The sequence below is a fragment of the Streptomyces echinoruber genome (genome assembly GCF_014651135.1).
In the GTDB taxonomy this organism is placed as follows: Bacteria; Actinomycetota; Actinomycetes; order Streptomycetales; family Streptomycetaceae; genus Streptomyces; species Streptomyces echinoruber.
On record NZ_BMWH01000002.1, the window covers coordinates 259,848 to 273,160 of the forward strand.

The 13,313-nt window shown below is 71.8% G+C and carries 13 protein-coding genes; all 13 read left to right on the forward strand.

Annotated elements, in window-relative coordinates; all coding sequences use genetic code 11:
• The first annotated feature begins 2 nt into the window (after positions 1-2).
• Positions 3-1,781, forward strand: a complete 1,779-nt coding sequence (locus IE225_RS04165; protein ID WP_190055915.1) for a phage portal family protein — start codon at positions 3-5, stop codon at positions 1,779-1,781.
• Complete coding sequence (locus IE225_RS04170) at positions 1,778-1,996, forward strand: hypothetical protein (RefSeq protein ID WP_190055916.1); 219 nt, start codon at positions 1,778-1,780, stop codon at positions 1,994-1,996. Before IE225_RS04165 ends, IE225_RS04170 begins: the two co-directional genes overlap by 4 nt.
• Positions 1,989-6,077: an ADP-ribosyltransferase gene (locus tag IE225_RS04175; protein ID WP_190055917.1), complete on the forward strand. Its 4,089-nt coding sequence runs from the start codon at positions 1,989-1,991 to the stop codon at positions 6,075-6,077. The genes IE225_RS04170 and IE225_RS04175 overlap by 8 nt, the downstream gene beginning before the upstream one ends.
• A 5-nt stretch (positions 6,078-6,082) precedes the next feature.
• Positions 6,083-6,238: a hypothetical protein gene (locus IE225_RS04180; protein WP_190055918.1), complete on the forward strand. Its 156-nt coding sequence runs from the start codon at positions 6,083-6,085 to the stop codon at positions 6,236-6,238.
• Positions 6,238-6,501 (forward strand): hypothetical protein, encoded by a 264-nt coding sequence (locus tag IE225_RS04185; protein WP_190055919.1) that lies wholly within the window; start codon positions 6,238-6,240, stop codon positions 6,499-6,501. Before IE225_RS04180 ends, IE225_RS04185 begins: the two co-directional genes overlap by 1 nt.
• Before the next feature lie 121 nt (positions 6,502-6,622).
• Positions 6,623-8,302 carry a major capsid protein gene (locus IE225_RS04190; protein ID WP_190055920.1) on the forward strand — a complete coding sequence of 560 codons (1,680 nt, stop codon included), beginning with the start codon at positions 6,623-6,625 and terminating at the stop codon, positions 8,300-8,302.
• A gap of 75 nt (positions 8,303-8,377) precedes the next feature.
• Positions 8,378-9,211, forward strand: coding sequence for a cupin (locus tag IE225_RS04195; RefSeq protein ID WP_190055921.1), 834 nt, complete (start codon positions 8,378-8,380; stop codon positions 9,209-9,211).
• Entirely contained in the window at positions 9,202-9,597 is a 396-nt protein-coding gene (locus IE225_RS04200; RefSeq protein ID WP_190055922.1) for a hypothetical protein, read from the forward strand. The genes IE225_RS04195 and IE225_RS04200 overlap by 10 nt, the downstream gene beginning before the upstream one ends.
• 162 nt (positions 9,598-9,759) lie before the next feature.
• Complete coding sequence (locus tag IE225_RS04205) at positions 9,760-10,440, forward strand: hypothetical protein (RefSeq protein WP_190055923.1); 681 nt, start codon at positions 9,760-9,762, stop codon at positions 10,438-10,440.
• Between the two features lie 87 nt (positions 10,441-10,527).
• Positions 10,528-11,340, forward strand: coding sequence for a hypothetical protein (locus IE225_RS04210; RefSeq protein WP_190055924.1), 813 nt, complete (start codon positions 10,528-10,530; stop codon positions 11,338-11,340).
• Positions 11,341-11,347: 7 nt separating this feature from the next.
• Positions 11,348-11,941: a hypothetical protein gene (locus tag IE225_RS04215; RefSeq protein ID WP_190055925.1), complete on the forward strand. Its 594-nt coding sequence runs from the start codon at positions 11,348-11,350 to the stop codon at positions 11,939-11,941.
• On the forward strand, positions 11,938-12,318 hold the full coding sequence (locus IE225_RS04220; protein WP_190055926.1) for a hypothetical protein: 381 nt from the start codon (positions 11,938-11,940) through the stop codon (positions 12,316-12,318). The genes IE225_RS04215 and IE225_RS04220 overlap by 4 nt, the downstream gene beginning before the upstream one ends.
• 216 nt (positions 12,319-12,534) lie before the next feature.
• Positions 12,535-13,074: a hypothetical protein gene (locus tag IE225_RS04225; protein WP_190055927.1), complete on the forward strand. Its 540-nt coding sequence runs from the start codon at positions 12,535-12,537 to the stop codon at positions 13,072-13,074.
• Positions 13,075-13,313: the final 239 nt, after the last annotated feature.

Sequence of the window (13,313 nt, forward strand, 5' to 3'; positions counted from 1 at the left end):
CCGTGCTCCGGCAGCTCACCGCGGCAGCGGCCCGCTACACGGTGAAGACCGCCAACATCGGCGGCAGCCAGCGCAAGAAGCCCGACGAGAAGTGGCAGACCGAGGCGTGGGAGCAGTTCCGCGAGGTCCCCGAGGTCCGCTTCTCCGGCGAGTGGGTCGGCAACGCCATGTCCGGCGCGGTCCTGTACGCCGGCCGCCGCAACGACGACGGCACGGTCGAACGCGCCCCCGACGACCACCTGGCGATGCAGATCGTCAAGGAGATCGCGGGCGGCCCCGACGGGCAAGCCAGCCTCCTCGGTGACTTCGGCGTGCAGCTCGTCGTCGCCGGCGAAGGCTGGATCGTCGTCCAGCCCAAGACCGACGACGACACCACCGGCGACGGCCCGGAGTACTCGTGGCACGTCCTGTCGAAGCTGGAGATCCGCGAGGAGAACGGCGGCAAGCTCATCGCGGAGATCGACGGCAAAGACGTCGAGATCCCCGCCCTGGACGACGAGACCGTGGACGCGCCGGACGCGCCGATCGCGATCCGCGTGTGGAAGCCGTTCCCCGGCCGGCACATCGAAGCGGACTCCCCGATCCGGGCATCCCTGCACCTCCTCGAACAGCTCCAGCTGCTGAACGCGGCGATCAGTGCGATAGCACGGTCCCGGATCACCGGCCGCGGTGTCCTCCTCGTCCCCAAGGGCACCAGATTCCCCACCCAGCCCGGCCAGACCGGCGACGCCGAGGACGACCTGATCGAGATCTTCCTCGAGGTCGCCGCGACCGCGATCCGTGAACCCGACAGCGCGGCCGCGACCGTACCGATCGTGCTGGAGGTCCCCGCCGAGTCGATCAGCGACATCAAGTGGCTGTCGTTCGAATCGACGTTCGACGAGCTAGCGATCCGGCTCCGTGAGGAGACGATCCGCCGGATCGCGAACGCCGTCGAGGTCCCCAGCGAGATCCTCCTCGGCCACCTGGGCGACGTGAACCACTGGGGGGCCTGGGCGCTCACCGCCGAGGCGATCCGCTTGGGCGTCGAACCCAGGCTGCGGATCGTGTGCCACGCCCTCACCACGCAGTGGCTGCGCCCCATGCTCAAGGCGCAGAACGCCGAAGACGCCGACGACTGGCTGGTGTGGTTCGACACCAGCCAGCTCCGCGTGCAGGCCAACCGCGCCCAGACCGCCCTGGAGGCCTACCAGGCCGGCCTCATCAGCGCCGCCGCGGCCCGCCGGGAGACCGGCTTCGACGAGGCCGACGCCCCCGACGGCGAAGACCAGCAGGACCAGAACCCGCCGGATGACACCGCCCCCGACGACACCTCCAACGACCCAGACGAGGAGACCCAGAACAACGTGAGCACGCTGCCCGTGGGAGAGACGACCAGCATCCCCGACACCCTGCCCGCCTCGGCCGCCCCCCGCCTGCCTGACGGGCTCGTGGCCGCCGCAGACGCCCTGATCTGGGCCGCGCTCGCCGCCGCCGGCGACCGGCTCCGCAACAAGCCGGCCTGCCCCCGCAGCGAGCGTGCCCGCGCCCGCGAGATCAAACCCGGCGAGCTGCACACGGTCTTCCCCGTCGACCCGGACCAGATCGACGCCTGGCACCTGCTGGACGGGGCGTGGGTCCGCGTCCCCGAGGTCGCCCACCGGTACGGCATCGACGGCCCGTGCCTCGTCCTCGCCCTCGACGAGTACGCGCGGGCCCTGATCGCCGCCCGCAAGTCCCACCGCTACGAAGAGACCGAAGCCGTGCTCCGCTTCGCGAAGTGCCTGGGCCTGGCCGCATGACCCCCGACCGCGCCCGCCAGCGGCCGCGTACCGCCGCGCCGCACCCCTCGGTGGCCAACGTGCGCACCGGCCAGTGGTGCGCCGCCTGCAAGGCGTACAGCGGCTTCACCACGGACGTGGTCTCTCTCTACCCGGCCGGCGTCACCGTCGTCGGCTCCGTCACCGGGTGCGTGCTCTGCAACGACCCCGACGACCCGGAGGTGAACCGTGCCTGACGTCGAACAGCAGCTCCGCACGGCCGAGGAGGACGTCGCCCAGGAGGTGCGCGCTGCTCTCGATGAGGTGGCGGCCGACACCGACCGCGAACTGGCCGACGCGACGGAGATCGTCGCCGCCCGGTTCTCCCTCGCCCAGATCGGCTGGTTCTGGAAGGCGCGGGTGCCGCGCATCGTCCGCCGGCTCCTCGGCGTCGCCGAGAGCGCCGCTGCGCAGGCGGCGGCCGACACCGGCACCGCCCTCCCGGACGGCTGGGAAGACCTGCCCGGACGGTACGACGATGGCGCCCTGCCTCCCTCGCTGGGCTCGTACGTCACCGACACCGAGCACCTGCTGCGCGCCGTCGGTGACCGGCTCACCGCCGCCGCGCTGGCCGAGCTGGCGGCCGGCCTAGACGCGGGCGAGAACGTCCCCCAGCTGAAGGCCAGGCTGCGGGAGGTGTTCTCCCGCGAGGGCGCACAGCTCGGCGAGACCCGGGAGGAGCGCATCGCCCGCACCGAGGCGACCCGCGCCTGGAACGCGACCACCCTCGCCGCCGCACGCGAGCTGACCGGCCCCGGCCGGCCCTTGGTGAAGCAGTGGGTCACCCGGCACGACGCCCGGGTCCGGCACGCCCACAACGCCGTGGACGGTGCGCTGCGCCTGATCGACGAGGCGTTCACCGTCGCCGGCGTGCCGATGCAGTACCCCGGGGACCCGCTCGCCCCGGCCGAGCTGACCGTGAACTGCCGGTGCATCCTTCGGTTGGCTCCCGAAGCACGCACAGCAGCCGCAGGATCTCAAGTGCCCGCGCGAGGCGGCGTCTTCGAATCGAAGGAAGACCGATTCCTGCGCGCCTTCCACGGCACCCGCGGCCGGCCCAGCTACATCAAGTACCACCCGAGCGGCCGGAACAAGCGGCGCACCGGTTTGACGAGACACGCGAACGGCGGATGGCTGGGCTCCGACCGCTTCACCGAGGACGAGCACAGTGCGGTGCTGCGCCGGTACACCGGCAGCGGCTACGAGAGCATCAACAGCGCCCTGCGAAACGGCATCGACCCGAGCACCAGCGAGAGAACCGCCGAGCGGCTGCGGCAGCAGATATCCGCGCTGACTGACCTGATCAGCATCCAGGACCCGGCCCCATCGGAGACCACGCTGTACCGGCGGATGGAGCACTTTCAGCTGGAGCTGAACGAGGGCGACGAGTTCCACGACAAGGGCTTCCTGTCCACGTCGAAGCGGGAAGATGTCCTGCCGATCGAGATAGACCCGGACGACCCCAACCACACGTTCTTCAGGATCGTCATGCCCAAGGGCGCTCGGATGCTCGACGTGGATTCCGTGAGGAGCGGCGGCTTCGCGGCCGACGAGCAGGAGGTCATCCTGCCGCCCGGCACGAAGTTCCGGGTTCGGAAGGTAGTCGACCGGGGCGGCCCGACGAGCCCGCCGTACTACGAGCTGGAGCCCCTCAACGCGCTCACCGCTGCTGCGCGCGTCCACGCCTCCCGCTCCGCCGCGGTGCTGGCAGCAGCATCCGGCGGCAGCGACTTCCAGAAGCGAATCACCTGGGCCCACGAAGACATCGTGATCGACCGCCGAGCCAAGGCCAGTGCAGCAGTGACAGCGGCGGCCGCCGCACACACCGGCGCGATGATCGCTCTCCTGCCGGCGCAGGAGGACGCGCAGCGCCTGGCCCTTGCCGACGGCGAACCCCCCGAGGAACTGCACTGCACGCTGATGTTCCTCGGCGAGGCCGACGACTGGAGCACCGAGCAGCGCGAAGCCCTCGTGGCGATGGTGCGGGAGTACGCGCCCCGACAGCCAGTAGCCGCACACGCGTTCGGCGTCGCCCACTGGAACCCGCACGGCGACGACCCGGTGTGGGTGTGGAACATGAGCGACCACCGGGAGGGCCGGCACCCGAGCGGCCCCGACCTGCAGGACGCGCGGATCGCCGCCCTGTACGCCGTCGAGGACGCCCACGACGCCAGCACGCTGCCCGAGATCCCCGTGCAGCACTCGCCGTGGCAGCCCCACGTCACCGCGGTCTACGACACCGCCCCGGAGCGCTTCCACGACCTCGTGCAGCAGGTCGGCCCTGTCGTCTTCGACCGGCTGCGTGTCGCGTTCGCTGGCGAGCACGTCGACATTCCGCTCGCACCGCAGGAGGAGGACCCCACCATGGCCACACCCACCGAGGCGGAGGCGCCGATGCCGCCGCCGGTACGTACCTGGTCCACCCCCGACGGGACCGCGCTGGCCTACCTCGGCCAGGCCACCGGCGACGGCCGGATCTTCGCCCAGGACTCCCTCTACTGGGACGGCGACGGCCCGTGGCCCCTGTCGTACTGCGAGCGGATGGGGCAGGCCCACGACGGCGCGGAACTCGCCGGCGCGATCCAGGCCCTCGCCGTGGAAGGCGACCGGCTCACCGGCAGCGGAGTGCTCTACCTGACTACCAGCGCGGGGTGGGAGGCGGCGAACCTCCTCGACCAGGAAGCCCCACTCGGTGTGAGCGTCGACCTGGACGACGTCAGCGTGCAGATCCTCGACAACACCGCCCGCGCCGACGAGGACACGCCGATGCTGCTGGAGGCGTCGTTCTCGACCGCGAGCGTCGTGCAGCTCACCGACGGCGCGTGGCAGATCACCGCGGCGAGTCGCCCCGAGTGGACCGCGTCCGGCGCCGAGATGGCGCACACGACCCGCACCGTCACCCTGTTCACCAGCCCCGGCGGTGTCATCTCCCCGGCGACCGCCCGGCAGGTGTTCGGTGCGCAGCTCACCGCGGCGGCCGGCGACCCCGACGACCCAGACGCCGGTGTCGTCGTGCACGAGGAGGAGTCCGGCGCGTACCTGCTGCGGATCACCCGCGCCCGGGTGCGCGGCGCCACCCTCGTGGCGATGCCCGCGTTCGATCAGGCCCGCATCGTCCTGGACGCGGTCACCGAGCAGACGGCGTCCGGGCCGGTCGTCCTGGCGGCCGGCGGCGACAACCACGAGCGGGTCGTCACCTACGTGTGCAGCAGCCCGGTGCCCGTGACGGCCCGTGACATCGCCGAGGCCCTGTCGCTGGACACGGCCGCGGTCCGCTCGCACCTGAACCGGGCCTTGGAGGCCGGGCGGATCGTGCGCCTGTCCCGAGGCCTGTACGTGGGCGCATCCACCGACCCTGAGGGCGAAGTGTCGGCGAGCATCGGCCACCCGCAGACCCTCGACGCCGGCATCGTGGCCTCGGCGATGCAGGTGATGCAGGCCCGCGACCCGTTCCCCGCCGCGTGGTTCCGTGAGCCCACCGAGGAGGAACTCCCGCCGGACAGCGGCGGCGTGCACGTCGTCGACGGCCGCGCCTACGGCTGGGTGGCGCAGGCCGGCGTGCCGCACGAGGTCCACGGCCGGAAGGTCACCATCGACAAGCTCGCCCAGCGCGGCATCGACACCTCGTACTTCCTGCGGACGAAGCTGCGCCTGGACGACGGCTCGGAGGTCGCGGTCGGGCCGATGACGATGAACGTCGGCCACCACCGGGACGGCTTCGAGTGCGAGACGTCGGTGTGCCAGTTCGACGACTCCCGCACCGTCGGCGCGGTGGTGACGGTCGGCATCAACGAGCGCGGCATGTGGTTCTCCGGCGCGGCAGCCGACTGGCTGTCCCCGTGGGACGGGCTCGTGTACCGGGCCTGCCAGCCCAGCTACCACATGACGCAGGGCAGCGACGGGCGCTGGCAGCTGAAGGCGGTGCTGTCGGTGCCGACCCCCGGGCATCCGTCCCGGCTCGCCGCGTCCGGTGCCGATGCTGTGGCCGCCGTCATCGACCGGTCGAACATCGCGATCACCGCGGCCGCCGCCGCCCTGGCCGAGGCGCCGCCCGCCGATCCGCACCCGAAGCACGCCCGCGCAGCGGCTGAGACGCCGGGCGTGGACCTGGGCGCGCTCGCCACGGCGATCATCCAGGACACGGGCCTCGTCGACGCCCTCGTGGACGCGTTCGACCGCAGGCAGGCGGCGCGTGCCGCCGCCCGCGCCGAAGCCGACCAGCTCGCCGCTCTCCTCGGCGAGCCCGCCAGCGCCCCGGCACAGCAGGAAGGGAACTGACCGTCATGGGATGCAACTGCGGGAAGAACAAGACGCAGTACGAGGTCGTCGAGAACGGGCGGCGCGTGTTCGGACCCACCCCGTACAAGACGACCGCCGAGTCCGTTGCCGCCCGGGGCGCCGGCCGCGAGGTCCGCGAGGTCACGAAGGGAGCCAGCTGATGGGCTGCGGCTGCGGCAAGCAGCGGACCGTGGTCACCGCATCCGGCGCCCGCGTGCCGGCCCCCCTCTACAAGGTGGTGCTGCAGGGCGGTGAGGGCGCGGTCGTGTTCCAGACGCACGACCTGGCCAAGGCGCGCACGGTGAACAAGAACTACCCGGGCAGCGTCATCGACCCCGACCCGGACGCCGCCCAGGCGGACGAGTCGCCGGCCGCGGACGCCACCCAGGCCGGTGAGACGGCCGAAGCCGCGCCCGGCGCGTGAACCCCTCATGCACGGCCAGGCCGGTGCCTTCCGGGGCCCGGCCTGGCCGTGTAGGCAGCTAATATGCCTTTTCAGTCGATGGTTGAGGGCCTGACTCCTGCGAAGCCTTCAGGAGTCCCCTATGCCCAAGCCGTACGAGCTTCCGGACGACATCACCGCCCTCAGTAACGAGGAGCTGGAGCAGCACCTCGCCGCCGCCCGCACCGCGTTCCAGGCGAAGCGCGAAGACCCCAACCTCGACATCGCCGACATGCCCGCGGTGCGGACGCTGGCGGCCGGTATCAAGGCGATGCAGGCCGAGCAGGACGCCCGGGTCGAGCAGGCGAAGGAGGCCCTCGCTGAACTCGACACCCTCGCCGCCGAGGTCGGCCTGACCGTCGAGAACCCCGCCGAGACGGCCGCCGGTGAGGAACTGGAGACACTGGCCGTCGAGCCCCCGGCCGTCGAGCCCCCGGCCCAGGAGGCCCCGGCCGTCGAACCGCCGGCCCAAGCGGAGGAGGTCGCCGCCTCCGCTGTCGTGCCGCGCCGGCCGGTGCCGCTGCTGTCCACGGTGCGCCTGCACCAGCCGAAGCAGCTCGTCCCGAGGAACGGCGGCACGGGCATCACCATCACTGCGTCGGCGGAGGTCCCCGGCGCCCAGCTCGGCACCCCGCTCGACATGGACGCCCTGACCGAGTCCGTCACCAAGGTCGCCGGCCTGGTCGCGAACGGCGGCAAGGCCATCGCCGCGACGTACCAGCTGCCGTTCGCGCAGGACCTCATCGTCAACGACGCGGGCTCGCCCGAAGAGGGCACGATGAAGGTCCTGAAGGCGGCCGACCAGCGGCGCCTGAAGGGCGGCGACCTCGTCGCGAGCGGCGGATGGTGCGCGCCCAGCGAAACGATCTACGAGTTCGTCGAGTACAGCTGCCCGGACAACCTGTGGGACCTGCCCGAGATCAACCTCAGCCGGGGCGGCATCCGCTACTACATGACGCCCGAGCTCGACATCAACGCGATGACGTGGGAGTGGACCGAGGCCGATGACATCAGCGCGGTCGACGGCGATCCCACCAAGCCGTGCTTCAAGATCCCCTGCCACGACCCGGTCGAGGTCCGCTGCACCGCGTACGGCGCGTGCGTGCAGTCCGGCATCCTGTCGCAGCGGTTCTTCCCGGAGCTGAACACCTTCTACATCCGGCGCGCGATGGTCGCCTACGAGATGCGGCTGAAGGCCGCCATGTACGCGCAGGCCCGCGCCAAGTCGACGCCGGTCACCACCGCCCCGAGCTTCGCGTCCTTCACCGCGGTGTACGGCGCGCTGGCGCTCCAGGTCGCCGACATGGTGGAGCGCTGGCACCTGTGCGACACGATCAACCTTGAGGTCGCGATGCCGTGGTGGCTGCGGAACATGTTCCTCGCCGACATCGCCCGCCGCTCCGGATCGCAGGTCTGTGACCTGCCCGCCACCTGCATCGAGGACAAGTTCGCGGAGATCGGCGTCCGCGTGAACTGGGTGAAGAACGTGCCCCCCGCGATCCCGGCCGAGATCGGCGGCACCGCGCCGGCGACGGACTGGCCGTCCCAGGTCGAGGTGCTGCTGTACCCGGCCGGCGCGTTCCAGATGGGCCGCGGCCCGGAGGTCAACCTGGGGGTGGTGCACGACAGCACGCTGCTGCGGACGAACGACATGACCGCCCTGTGGTTCGAGTCGTGCAACGCGCTGATCTACCGCGGCCCGGAGTCCCGCCGCGTCACCATCCCGGTCTGCGCCGACGGCTCCGTGGGCCCGCGCCTGACCCCCACCTGCCCGACCGCCTGACCCGACCCTCCTCGCGCAGCCCCGCGCCTACTGCCCGGCCGGGGCTGCGCCTCCAGGTGAGAGGACGTGAGGCAGATGGCAGGGCCCTCGAAGACGGTGGCCGCGATCCGCGGCAACCCCAGCCCTTACGGCCTCCTCGGCGGGTGCGTAGAGGTCGTGGACGTCACCGACCTGCACGAGCTGAACGGGACGCAGATGGTGCCGCTGTCGTGCGCGGAGGCGCACACCTGGCAGCGGGACTGCCCGCCCCCGGCCGCACCGAATCCGGCGTCGAAGGTGTTCGACCGGCCCGGGGTGTGCGAGTTCGACCCGGTGACGGTGTACGCCGGCGTGACGTGCTCCACGTTCGGCATGACGCAGGACGAGGCGTTCATCCACGTGACGGAGACGATCCGCATGGGTGAGCAGCGCGCCCTGGAGGCGTGGTTCATGGTGAACGCGCTGTGCACCCTGGCCGCCGGCAACGACCTCACCCCCGCCAGCGGGGCACTTCAGGCCGCGCAGGGCATCGCGGCGCTGGAAGGCTGGCTGGCCGAGCACTACGGCGGTCAGGGCGTTCTGCACGTCCCGGCTGGCGCTGCGGCGCTGCTCGGCTGCTGCAACGTCGTCACCCGCACCCGCGACACCCAGTGTCCGGAGACGCTGATGGGCAACGGCGTCGTGTTCGGCGCCGGCTACGCCGCGAACGTGGGCGGTGCGACCTGCGCCCAGGCCCCGCCCGGGGAGGCCTGGATCTACGTGACCGGCCCGGTGCGGGTGCGGCGCGGCCCGCTCGACCTCCTGCCGGCCAGCGAGGCACAGAGCATCGACACCCGCCTGAACGACCGCTACGTGCTCGCCGAGCGGACGTCCGTCATCGAGACGGCGTGCTGCGAGGCGGCGGCAGTGAGGATCTCGACGTGCTGCTGACGATCAGGGTGAAGCCCGCCCCGCACCTGCGGGCGGCGTTCGCGAAGTGGGCGGTCGCCCAGACCCCGAAGGTGGACACCTGCTCCCACAGCGAGTTCTGCGTGCCGCCGGACCTGTTCACCCTCGTTCCCGAGGAGCTGCTGATCGGTGCGACGGTCGACGGTCACCGGTACCGGTCTCCGCTGGAGGACGAGCAGCTCGCGGCCGGGCCGCAGGAGCGCGAGCCGGTGCCGGGCCAGCCGCCGCCCGGCGGCCAAGTCGTCGCCGGCGACGCCCAGGACGACAGCGGCCGGGCCGGGGCGGCGGCCCCGGCGAAGACGCGGGCACGCCGCACCCCCGCGGCGGCCGGCGGGCGTCGCAAGGCCAAGCCGGAGGACGGTAGGTGATGGCGCTCTCATACGACGGGTGCTGCGGCGCCGACGATGAGGACAGCGGCGTGTGGGATGAGCCCGCGCCGCTATGGCCCCTTATCTCGAACTCCTGATCGCTAGACTGGTGGCGCCGCATGGTTGAGGGCCTGGCTCCTGCGAGTAGAGGAGCTACGGCCCATGTCTTGCCCCCTGATCGCGAACGGGGACGTGATGCGCGTGACGCGACTGGACCAGTGCGGTCACCCGGTCCCGGGCCCCAACGGGTTCGTCTTCGACTGCTTCAGCAGCCTGGCGATGAACGTCAACTCGGACGACGGCGACGACATCGAGTACAAGGCCGCCAACGGCCGCGTGTGCGGGTACAAGAAGGGCTGCCCGACGTTCCGCGGGTTCGACCTGGAGCTGAACATCTTCAGTGTCTCCCCGGAGCTGATCGAGATCCTGACGGGCAATCCGGTCTACATGGACTGGGACGGGAAGCCGATCGGTTTCGACACCTGCTCGATCAAGTGCGACAGCGGTTTCGCGTTGGAATTGTGGGCCGAGGTCCTGGGCAACGAGTGCGAGGACGGCGCGCAGGGGCAGTGGGTGTACTTCCTGCTGCCGTGGGTCAGCAACGGGCTGCTGGGCGACCTGGAGATCGGATCGGAGGCGGTGACGCTTCAGGTCACCGGCTCGACCCGCGCGGGCGGCGCGTGGGGTGTCGGCCCGTACAACGTGCAGCCGGCCGACGCTTCGGGTAAGCCGGGCCCGATGCTCACCCCGCTCGGTGACCAGTGCCACCGGCGGACGTTCATCACGACCACGCCACCGCCGGTGCCGTCCTGCGAGTACGCGACCGTTCCCGCCCCGGTCTGACCCGGTGGGGTTCGTGTCCGGCCCGCGGGCAGCCGCGCCGGCCCGGCGCCGCGCGGCTGCCTGGCGCCATGTTCCTCGGAGGCCCTGATGCCGCTCCAGCCCACGCCGTGCGAGCCGTGGCCGTTCGAGCCGGACTGCTGCCAGCTGTCCGAGGACACCCCGCAGGAGAAGATCGACAAGTGGCGGCGCGTCGCAACGAACCTACTCTGGGCCCTATCCGGCCGACGCTGGGGGCCGCTGTGCCCGATCACGGTGAGGCCGTGCCGTCGCTCCTGTCTCGACGACTACGCGGGCGCGGTGCGGTGGGGCACCGCGGGCCCGTGGATCCCGTACCTGGGCAGGGACGGGAAGTGGCGCAACGCCCGCGTGTGCGGCTGCCGTTCCGACTGCTCGTGCACCGAGCTGTGCGAGGTACGGCTCGAAGGGCCGGTGCACGACATCGTGTCTGTGCAGATCGGCGGTGAGACCCTCGACCCGGCCGCGTACCGGGTGGACGCGGCGGGTCTCCTCGTCCGCACGGATGGTGGTTGCTGGCCGGACTGTCAGGACATGGCGGCGCCGTGTGGCGAGGCCGGGACGTTCTGCGTGACGTACCGGATGGGGCTGCCGCTGGATGAGGCGGCCATCGCGGCGTTCTCCGCGCTGGTGTGCCACCTCGTCAAGGGCTGCGGCGGCGCCTCGTGCGGCTGCAACCTCCAGCGAAACCGCAACGTCAGCAGAGTGTCGCGGCAGGGCGTGGACCTGGAGTTCCAGGACCCGACCGCGATGTACGCGGACCTGCGCACGGGCCTGCCCGAGGTCGACTCGTGGCTGGTCGCGGTGAACCCGTACCGGCAGCCGTCCGTGTCGCGCGTGTGGTCGGTGGACTACCGCCGGCCCCGCACCACTACAAACCCGTGAGGCCCTGATGGCGCTGAGTCCGCTGGCGATCGATGAACTCGCCGAGACGGTGCTGGGCTGCGTGTGCGCTGCCCTCGACGAGGTGGCCGAGGAAGTTCCGGGGCATCCTGGCTGCCCGGACTGCCGGCGCTGCGTCGTCCCGGGCCTTCCGGCCTGGGACGGCTGCGAGGACCCGTGCACGGAGCACACGGGCGGGCAGCTGTCGGTGAACGTGACCCGCATCTTCCCGTCGACGGTGTCGAGTTTCCCCCAGCAGGACCAGACGGTGCGGGATGCCCGGAACTGCCAGCCGCCGCCGGTCACCGCGGTCGAGCTGGTCATCACGGTGCTGCGGTGCGCGCCGGTCCCCACCGAAGAGGGCTGCCCGCCTGGCTGCGAGGAGCTGCGGGAGGCCGCGCGGATCCTGCACGTGGATGCGCTGACGGTCTACAACGCGCTGCTGTGCTGCCTGCCGCACACCGCGCCCGAAGGCCGGCGGGGCCGCCGGTTCGTGCTCGGTCAGCAGCGCACGGTCGGCCCGCAGGGCGGCTGCGTCGGTATCGAGCAGACCGTCACGGTGGCGCTGCCGCCGTGCCTGCCCTGTGCGGGGGTGCCGGTGTGAGCGTCGAGGTGAGGATCGAGACCGGGCGGATCGCCAGGTTCCTGCGGATGCGGGGCGGCCGCGTGGAGCGGAAGCTGAGGGAGCGCACCGCGAGGGTGGCGCGGATCGCCCAGCAGGAGGCGCCCGGGTCGATGGGCCGGTACGTCGACTGGCACATCGAGGAGGGGCCCCGCGGTCTTGAGGGCGTCATCACCTGCGACCACCCGGCGGTGCACTACGTGCTGAACGGCACCCGCCCCCACCTGATCCGCCCGCGCAGGCGCGGCGGCGTGCTGCGGTTCGAGGTCGGCGGGGAGGTGGTGTTCACCCGGCTGGTGCGGCATCCCGGCACGCGCCCGAACAACTTCCTGGGCCGCGCGCTGCGGTTGGGCCGCTGAATCCGCGGCCGGCTGCCGCGGCCGCGTGCCATCATGGCGGTCGCGCTGGGAGGTCATGACCCTGGCGTGTTCCTGAGCCGCTGGCGTCACGGCCGGGCAGGGGACGCTCCAGAACGGCCCCGCACGCAGGTGCGGGGCCGTTCTGGTGTCCGGATACCCTCGTGGGTGCCGACTGGTTGAGGGCCGGGCGAGGAGCGGGAGACAAGGACATGACCCGTGCGGAAGACGATCGCGCTCAACACCGAGCCCCACATCATCGAGGTAGGCCCTCACGAGCTGGAGCTGCAGCCGGAGGTGTACGGCGACGAGTTTGTTGACGCCTACGTCGAGCTGAGCGAGGCGCAGAAAGCGAAGGGCGTCGACCTGGAGAACCTCGACGAGGCCACCGACCCGCAGGTGCTGCGCAGGACGATGCGTGCGGTGCGTGTCTTCCTGGCGCGGCAGATGCTGCCGAAGTCGGCCGAGTTCTTCCTGCGCCTGGACGTCGTCCAGGACGGGAAGGCGCTGAAGTCGTTCCAGGACCTCGACGAGGCGCAGGCGTTCGCCGACGGGCACCCGGGCGCGCGGGTGCGGGACGCGCTGCGGCTGCCGACGCGGGCGGTCGTCGAGATCCTTGAGACGGTCGTCGAGCTGTACGGGGGCGGGGGGCGCCCTACTACACCGTCTTCCGGCTCTGCGCGCAGGTCGCGGCCTGGTGGGACGAGTGGGACGGCGCCCTCGCTCTCCAGGGCGTCGACCCACATCAGTGGCCGCTGAAGCGGATGCTGAACGCGGCCGAGGCGCAGCTTGCGGCCGGCGCGAAGGACGACAGCGAGCGGGCCCGGCAGCGGGCGGAGCTGTACGCGCCGCCGAAGGGCCACCGGGCCCGTGCGGGGGCGCCTGGGCGGTCGAGACCGGCCGGGATGGGCCTCGGTGACGCTCGCGCGCTGATAGCTGCGATGGCAAGTGAGGACGCGCGGCTGACGGGCCGCTAGCGGATAATCTGAAGATCGACC